We start from the raw sequence: 8,612 nt of genomic DNA, 5'->3' as shown, positions 1-8,612 counted from the left end.
AATCAGGAAATAGACAACGGATTCAGAACGACTGACCCATAACCACCATTTATTTCCGATTTACCTTCAATTTCTTCAAAACCTTCCAGCTGCTTTCATCTTGATGGAATCTGTCTTCGGTCATTTGTTGAAGGTAAAGCCTGTTGCAGATGGGTTCAAATAATTCTTTGAGATTGTTCAAGCCGCCTGAAATTGTACCGGCTGAAATGGGTAAACCAAGCTCCTCATAATGATTTAAAAGACGATTGGTCGGCTGGCAATAACGAAATTTGTTCAACAAAACGTCTGCCCAGATTGAAATTCCGTATGGGCTTTTGGGCATCAGCTTTGGAGGCATTGGCGCAGTAATCGTTTGAGGCACCCCTTTGCACGAGCATATTTTTGTTCCTGTCTGACGGACAATTCTCCTTGTGTAGGCTTTGACGTCAACCTCAATAATTTGGGTTTCAGGTCCTGAACTCCCATCAAGTGTATAGGGCAACCCGCAACAAGGGCATACTGGATTTTGGGGAAAACAAGCTTGTTCGTATACTACAGGAAGATCAGGACGCTCTGTCAGGCCGTGACCTTCACTTCCAGGTTGTTGACCACGAGGCCTTTTGTTTTCATTTGATTTTGGATTGGCTTTTTCTGTTTTTGAAGGTCTCTTTTCGGTTTTTTTCCCAAATAATCGGTTTTTCAGATCCCGGATTTGGCCATCTTTTTCTTTTATTTCTTGCTTGAGCCCTTCTTCCCGCAAAAGAGCTTTTTGGTGCATGCCTTTCCAATACCCCACCTGGTTTCTTAATTCCAGATATTCGCTCTCTGGGATTGAAATATATGGCTGTGAATCAGCCTGCAGATCAATAGTCTGACCATCAATTTGATGCATGCACACTGCTGATATTTTTTGACAAGAAGATACCATGCTTCTTCTTGTATCAATATTTTATGATAGTGTCCCGCTTTTTTTGAGATGGGAGAAAAAATTATTACTAACCCGAATATTTACATTATAAAAGCAAGAATAAGTATAATTATTGCTGATATTAATAGTGAAATCTTTGTTAACCTTTCTTTTAAAGCACCTATTTCAGCTTGTACATCATTCAGATAAATACCGGTTCCTATAATCCATCCCCAATTTTCAAAGCCTTTTACGTATGATAGCTTTGGAACAATTTGAGTAGAATCGTCTTTCCATTGCCACATGTAGTTGATAAACCCTTCGTCCATTGTTTTTACAACTTTGACTGCTTCAATAAACAACCTTACCCCTTGCGGGTCTGTGTAATCATCCAGCATTGAATTATTGAGTTCTGGACGATAGGGGTGCATGATCATTACTGGTTTCATATCAGTAATCCAGAAATAATCTTTTCCCTCGGTACCATATCTCATTTTTCCAATTTTTTTTGCAGCAAGGCGTTGGGCTTCCTCAAAAGTAATTAAAGAATCCTTGTATTCATCGTCATATTCTTTTATTAAACTCCATGCAGTGTTGGTCAGTTCCCTGATCATTTCCTTTTTTTTGTTCATCATGTTTTTTTCAAATGATGGTATTAGGATCACATAGATTGAAGTGATAAAAAGCAAAATAGTAAGTATGGACGGTACGATAATCGAAAAAAAGAATTTTCGTATGACTTTGTTTGACATGGCGTGTTTATTCTTTAATCTTTAGTTGTGCGTTCGTAATTTTTAAAGCTATGTATTTTACATACCATAGAGGTGTATTTAAGAAAAGAATAAGAATTTCATTTTTTCGAGCAGTTTGGGCTTTGCATTTTTTATTTTAAATTTTTGATATAAAATACAATAGGTTTTATATATTTTATTTTAATATGAATTAATATATATACAATAAGTTGGACCGTTTTTAGGATGCTTTTATAAAAAAAGCAGGCTAACGTTCTTCAAAGTTGAAAAATTTTAATTCGGACATACGAAAAATCCTAAGGATAAAATATGAGTCAAGACTATTTTGTATTTTTATCAAATATTGCGCCTTTTTCTTTTTTATCTGAAAAAGAGATTAAACATATATCAGAGTTGATTCAAGTTGAGTTATTTAATGAAAAAAAAATATTGTTTCGTCAGGGAATATCAAGATTAGAAAAAATATATATATTAAAAGAAGGCACAGCAGAGCGCTTTTATGAATCTATAGATAAAAAAATAGTCAAGGATGCTTTACATAAAGGTGAAATTTTTGGCGGAATATCAATCCTTTTGAATGAATCTATTGCAATAAGATCTTTGGAAATACAGGAGAATACCTCTTTTTATACATTTCCTAAAAACGTTTTTATATCTTTATGTGATAAATATGACGATTTTAAATACCACTTTACCAATATATTCGGAAAAAGAATGCTTGATAAAACATATTTAAATCTCATTGTAAAAAAAAAAAGTGATAAAGAACAATCGATACAATTTTTTAGTAATTCCATATCAAGCGTTATAAGACGGAATGTACTTTTCTGCGGTGTAAATAATTCTATCAAAGATGCTGCAATTTTAATGAAACAGCACAGATGCAGTTCTATTCTGATAAAACAGGAAGGCAGATTTATAGGTATAGCTACAGATCAGGATTTTAGAAATAGAGTTGTGGCTGCTGATTTAAAAATTTCAAATCCTATTTCAGATATAATGTCTGATCCGTTAATAAGCATATCAGAACATTCAAGTGTCTTTGAAGCTTTCATAAAAATAATGAAAACAGGCGTAAAACATTTAGCTGTAATAAACAATGAGAATGATGCAGTAGGCGTGATTTCAAATAGCGATCTTATAAATGCCCAAGGCAAACTTCCTTTTTTATTTATAAAAGAAATAAATAAGGCTGTATCCTATGAAGAAATATCAAAAAAACAAAAACAGCTCCCTCAAAGCATTTATATCTTAATAAATGAGGGTGCAAAAGCTCAAAATATAAATAACTTTGTTACTGCAATAACAGATGCGATTTTAGAGAAGCTGATAAAATTTGCTATTGAAGAAATAGGACAACCTCCTGTCAAGTTTGCCTTTATGGTTATGGGAAGCGAAGGGAGAAAAGAACAAACGCTTAAAACAGATCAGGATAATGCTATTATATTTGAAGATGTAAATGGAGAAGAATTGGAATCTGTAAATGCATATTTTTTAAGAATAGGCGAACATGTATGTAATCTGCTTGATAAAATAGGATATGATTTTTGTAAAGGTGATATAATGGCAAAAAATCCCAAATGGTGTCAGCCTGTTTCTACATGGAAAAAATATTTTAAAGAATGGATCTATAACGCGAATTCCGAGGCTCTTCTCCAGATCAGTATTTTTTTTGATTTTCGTTTTGGATATGGAGATATCGGTTTAGTAAATGAGCTTAGAGAGGACCTTTTTAATCTTTTGGGCAACAGGAGGGGTTTTTTCAGGTATATGGCTGTAAACACAACTCATTTTAGAGTGCCTATAGGTTTTTTTGGTAATTTCATTGTTGAATCTCAAGGTAAATTTAAAAATACTTTTGATATTAAAGCCCCTATGATGCTCGTGGTAGATTTTGCAAGAGTATATGCGCTTCAACATAAAATATCAGCTACAAATACTATGGAACGATTAGAGTTGCTATATAAAAAAAATGCAATAAGTGAATCCGATTATAATGATATCACTCATTCTTATAGCTATATGATGAATTTAAGATTTATCAATCAAATAAATGGAATCATCAATGAAGGTGGAGAACCTAATAATAATATTAATCCTAAAAAGCTATCAAGAATAGAGCAGCAGACATTAAAAGAAATATTTAAAAAAATCGAAGCATGGGTAAAACTTCAACAGGATTTCTTAGGAGTAATATAATTTGGAAAATGTTTCTCATAAAAGACAATAAAAATAACGGATCGGTTTTAAGGGGTGAAGATCAGAACTTACAAATCTGAGGGAGACTCATCTTCCGGTTTGTAATCAATAATTGCTTGAGCTTGGTCGGATGGTTCCTCCAACAAAAGCGGCAGTCCTGATTGGGAGTGGTAATCCAGACTAAGACGATGCTTTTGGATTTCGGTCTGGCTTTCAATACTTTTTTTAGCCAGCAGGTAGCGAAGATAAACGATCCAAAGCCCTACGCAGAAAGAAATCACTAACAATGCTAGAAATATCCATTTGTACTGAATGAAAAAATCAATCCCGATGTGCCCTAGATAGGTGAGCATGTTTGGAATGATCCAGTATGAAATCACACCAATGAATACCAAAAAACCGATGTTGAAAATATTCATACGGCCAATGCGGTTTAAAATCGACTCCAACTTAGTCTCAGTCACGGGTTGATTTACAAGCCCTGGGTCGTTTTCCGCCACTTTCTCACCATGAAAAATCACAAGATAGGCTTTGACAACAAATGCAAAGAGCATCATAGCCCCAATGGGTATACAGATGGCCGCCACGAACCAGGCCCGAAATGGAAAAGGTACTTCTTTGGTATTGAGTTGTACCGTGTAATTTTCAAGGGGGCCAAATACCTGCTCAAAATTATGTTTGTTGAAATCGCTTAAATTATTCCCACTGGATTCGTGTATGAGATTGCCCTGATTATCTATGACCTGAAGGATGGATTGTTTGCCTGCCGTCATGGCCGCCAGGGCGAAGATTTCGATTTCAAGCAAAAAAATGCCCACAATAATGATAGTAAAAAGGCCCTTGTTTTCCTGCAATAGATTGGTTATTCGAGATGATTTCACGGCATTACTTTTCTTAACACTGGCAATTTGGCCAAATTATACATAGAGAATAAGAATTAATTTTAATAATCTCAAAAACAACCGACGCCATTTAATTCTTATCATTTTTGTTATGTCTTACCACATTGGAATCAATGCATTTTATTTAAAATTTAAAAAGGTGGGACAAACTTAAGTCCCACCCTGTAATGTCTCTTTATTGCTCAGCCTTACATAGATGTAGAACAAACGCCTGCTGACAGGAACTCTCTGTTCAGACGAGCAATATTGGTTATTTGAATATTTTTAGGACATGATGCTTCGCATTCTCTTTCGTTTGAGCAGTTGCCAAAGCCGCAACTATCCATCGCTCTTACCATAGCCAATGCGCGTTTAGCTGCTTCAGGTCTACCCTGGGGAAGCAAAGCAAGATGGGAAATCTTAGCGCCGACAAAAAGCATTGCAGAAGCATTCGGGCATGCAGCAACACATGCGCCGCAACCAATACATTCTGCTGCATTCATAGCAAGTTCACCGGTTTCATAGGTAACCGGGAAAATATTTGCGTCGGGAGCGCCCCCGGCTTTAGCAGTTATATAACCGCCAGCCTGGATAATCTTATCAAAGGCACTTCTATCGATAACAAGATCTTTTACGACCTTAAACGCTTTTGCTCTGAAGGGTTCAATAAATATAGTGTCGCCATCTTTGAAACGTCTCATGTGAAGCTGGCAAAGGGTAGTTCCTTTTTCTTCTCCGTGAGCATACCCGTTTACAACCTGCCCGCACATTCCGCAAATACCCTCGCGACAGTCATGATCAAAGGCAATGGGTTCTATACCGGCAATTGTGAGATCATCATTAACGATATCAAGCATTTCCAAAAAAGAGGCGTCAGTAGAAATATGCTTTGCCTGATAGGTTTCAATTTTACCTTTCTTCTCACCCCTCTTCTGGCGCCAGACCTTTAGTGTCAGATTTAAAAATTTTTCTTCCATCACTTGTAGCTCCTTTGCGTTAATTTCACACTCTCAAAAACAAGTGGTTCTGTATTACGTATCGGGTCTTTACCTTCACCCGCATATTCCCAAGCAGCTACATGGCAGAAGTTTTCATCATCTCTCTTGGCTTCGTTTTCTTCTGTCTGGGACTCTTCCCTGAAATGCCCACCACAGGATTCTTGACGGGTCAGCGCATCACGAGCCAGAAGCTCGCCGAATTCAAGGTAATCAGCAAGTCTGTAGCCTTTTTCCAGAGTCTGGTTAAAATCTTTGCTGCTTCCTGTGACATCCACATTCTCCCAGAATTCTGCGCGAAGTGCTTGAATCTTCTGGATCGCTGTTTTCAGTCCGGCATCATTACGGGCCATGCCGCAGTAATCCCACATAATCAGGCCAAGCTCTTTGTGAATATCATCAACGGTTCTCTTACCCTTAATATTCATAAGCTTGTTCAATTTCTCACTAAGCTGTTTTTCTGCATCTTTAAACGCCTGGTGAGAGGTGTTTACTGGAGACAGAGACTGGGTTGCAAGGTATCCGCCGATGGTATAGGGAAGAACAAAATATCCGTCTGAAAGGCCCTGCATCAATGCACTTGCGCCCAGACGGTTTGCGCCGTGGTCAGAGAAGTTGGCACCACCCAGACAGAAAAGTCCGTCACGGGTTGTCATCAGGTTATAATCAACCCAGGTGCCGCCCATAACATAGTGGATGGCAGGATAGATTTTCATGGGCACTTTATACGGATCTTCATCCGTAATCTTATGGTACATCTGGAAAAGGTTGCCATATTTTGCTCTGATGACAGCTTCACCATCGCGGTTGATTGCTTCGGTAAAATCCAGATATACGGCAAGTCCTGTGTTGCCAACGCCTCTTCCTTCATCACATGCCAGTTTTGCATTACGTGAAGCCACATCGCGAGGAACAAGGTTACCGAAACTTGGATATTTACGCTCCAGGTAGTAATCTCTTTCGTTTTCAGGAATTTGATCCGGACTGCGTTTATCTCCCTTATTAATTGGAACCCAAATTCTACCGTCATTTCTGAGACTTTCACTCATCAGCGTCAGTTTGGACTGGTAGTCTCCATGCACGGTAATACATGTGGGATGGATCTGGGTATAACATGGGTTGGCAAAGGCGGCGCCTTTTTTGTAAGCAGCCCAACATGCAGAGACATTGGAATGCATACCACTGGTGGACAGGAAGTATACATTATCGTATCCGCCTGTGGCAAGAACTACGGCATGGGCTGAATGACTTTCTATCTCGCCTGTGACCAGGTTACGGCAAATAACACCTCTGGCGCAACCGTCTACAATAACGATGTCAAGGATGTCACGTCTGGGGAACATCTCCACACCGCCAAGACCGATCTGACGGCTCAACTGACCGTAAACGCCCAGAAGCAACTGCTGCCCCGTCTGCCCTCTGGCATAAAAGGTACGTGAAACCTGGGCACCACCAAATGACCGGTTGGCATGAAGTCCGCCGTATTCTCTTGCAAAGGGAACACCGGTGGCAACACAATGGTCAATAATTGCATTAGCATTCTGGGCAAGACGGTAAACATTTGCTTCTCTTGCACGGTAATCGCCGCCCTTGATTGTGTCATAAAAAAGGTTATATACGCTATCGCCGTCACCGGGATAATTTTTTGCTGCATTGATACCGCCCTGGGCAGCAATACTGTGCGCTCTTCGCGGAGAGTCTTGGATGCAGAAATTTTTTACATGGTACCCAAGATCTGCCAAAGTTGCCGCGGCTGAACCGCCGGCAAGTCCTGTTCCCACAACGATAATTTCAAATTTTCTTTTATTTGCAGGATTGACTTTTTTTAAATCAAATTTATATCTATCCCATTTGCCCTCTAGAGGACCTGACGGAACATTGGAATTTAATTGCATGTATCCCCCTGATTAATTGATAGTTATAGCTATGATATCATATTAAAAGCGATTGGAATTAAACCGAATCCTGCTCCGACAATCACACTAAAAAGTATACCAAACCCTCTGACGATAGGCATATACTTCGGATGACTCGCGCCAAAGGATTGGAAAGCACTCCAAAAGCCGTGATTTACATGAAATGCCACCACTACCATAGAGACGATATAGAACGCAAGATACGCAGGCTTGGCAAAAACACCAGCTGTGACATCAAAGGTAGTTAAGGTGGAATGATCGGCAAATTTCATAGAAACAAGATGAACTACTATAAAAACCAATATAAAAAGACCTGTGTAGGGCATAGTTGCCGATGCCAATGTCCGACCGCCGGCATTTGACTTTTTCTTGTATTTAACAGGTCTTGCAGCAAGGTTTTGAAAATAGAGAATAAGTGCCGTACCGATGTGAATGAGGGCAAAAACAATCAAACCCGCTTCTGCGATGTGGATAAGTACCCCAAGTGCATGAAGATGCTCAACATAACCATTGAACGCATCTTTTCCGCCATAAACAAACAGGTTTCCAATGAGGTGACTTGTTAGGAAGAGGCAGAAAGCGAGACCGGTTACTGCCATAAACTGCTTCTTGGCTATAGAGCAGCTAAAAGTTCGTACCAGCCAGTTCATAATTTAATCCTTTCTAAATTCGACAGAATTGCATAAACTTATGCAATATTGCCTTAAATTTTAATAAAATTAAATACTAAATCGTATTCAGCGAAAAAGTGCCAATATTTTTTTATCTCCTCCTTTTAATCCTCCTTATTTTGACTAATATTATTAATATATACCCATGTAATACCAAACAAAATAAAGCCCTGTCGAATGCATACGAACCATGGAAGCTTAAAATTTATAAACAATACATATTGAATTGTCAATATAAAATTATTAATTAATTTTTCTACAATTTTGGTAATATTTTCAAAGACTTCACTTTTGACACAGGTGCTTCAACAC

The 8,612-nt window shown here is 38.3% G+C and carries 7 protein-coding genes; 1 reads left to right on the top strand and 6 read right to left on the bottom strand.

The genetic code is table 11. The features are described 5' to 3' along the window. Positions 1-49: 49 nt before the first annotated feature. Both DESPODRAFT_RS14325 and DESPODRAFT_RS14320 read right to left on the bottom strand, forming a co-directional pair. Positions 50-871, bottom strand: a complete 822-nt coding sequence (locus DESPODRAFT_RS14325) for an IS66 family transposase (protein WP_004074354.1) — start codon at positions 869-871, stop codon at positions 50-52. Between the two features lie 116 nt (positions 872-987). After that, on the bottom strand, positions 988-1,638 hold the full coding sequence (locus DESPODRAFT_RS14320) for a cache domain-containing protein (RefSeq protein WP_004074352.1): 651 nt from the start codon (positions 1,636-1,638) through the stop codon (positions 988-990). Between the two features lie 309 nt (positions 1,639-1,947). Between DESPODRAFT_RS14320 and DESPODRAFT_RS14315 the strand changes: the two genes are divergently transcribed. After that, the gene (locus tag DESPODRAFT_RS14315) at positions 1,948-3,837 is read left to right on the top strand and encodes a DUF294 nucleotidyltransferase-like domain-containing protein (protein WP_004074350.1); all 1,890 of its coding nucleotides are present in this window, start codon (positions 1,948-1,950) and stop codon (positions 3,835-3,837) included. Positions 3,838-3,905: 68 nt separating this feature from the next. Here the strand turns inward: DESPODRAFT_RS14315 and DESPODRAFT_RS14310 are convergent, their stop codons facing one another. From DESPODRAFT_RS14310 to DESPODRAFT_RS14295, 4 genes are all read right to left on the bottom strand, one after another. Further along, positions 3,906-4,643, bottom strand: coding sequence for a hypothetical protein (locus tag DESPODRAFT_RS14310; protein ID WP_245531926.1), 738 nt, complete (start codon positions 4,641-4,643; stop codon positions 3,906-3,908). 284 nt (positions 4,644-4,927) lie between these two features. Next, positions 4,928-5,695 carry a succinate dehydrogenase/fumarate reductase iron-sulfur subunit gene (locus DESPODRAFT_RS14305; protein WP_004074346.1) on the bottom strand — a complete coding sequence of 256 codons (768 nt, stop codon included), beginning with the start codon at positions 5,693-5,695 and terminating at the stop codon, positions 4,928-4,930. Then, positions 5,695-7,608, bottom strand: a complete 1,914-nt coding sequence (locus DESPODRAFT_RS14300; protein WP_004074344.1) for a fumarate reductase/succinate dehydrogenase flavoprotein subunit — start codon at positions 7,606-7,608, stop codon at positions 5,695-5,697. Before DESPODRAFT_RS14300 ends, DESPODRAFT_RS14305 begins: the two co-directional genes overlap by 1 nt. Before the next feature lie 29 nt (positions 7,609-7,637). Beyond that, complete coding sequence (locus DESPODRAFT_RS14295) at positions 7,638-8,279, bottom strand: succinate dehydrogenase cytochrome b subunit (RefSeq protein ID WP_004074342.1); 642 nt, start codon at positions 8,277-8,279, stop codon at positions 7,638-7,640. Between the last annotated feature and the right edge of the window lie 333 nt (positions 8,280-8,612).

Source organism: Desulfobacter postgatei 2ac9 (assembly GCF_000233695.2).
Lineage (GTDB): Bacteria > Desulfobacterota > Desulfobacteria > Desulfobacterales > Desulfobacteraceae > Desulfobacter > Desulfobacter postgatei.
This window is presented reverse-complemented; position numbering and strand designations above follow the sequence as displayed.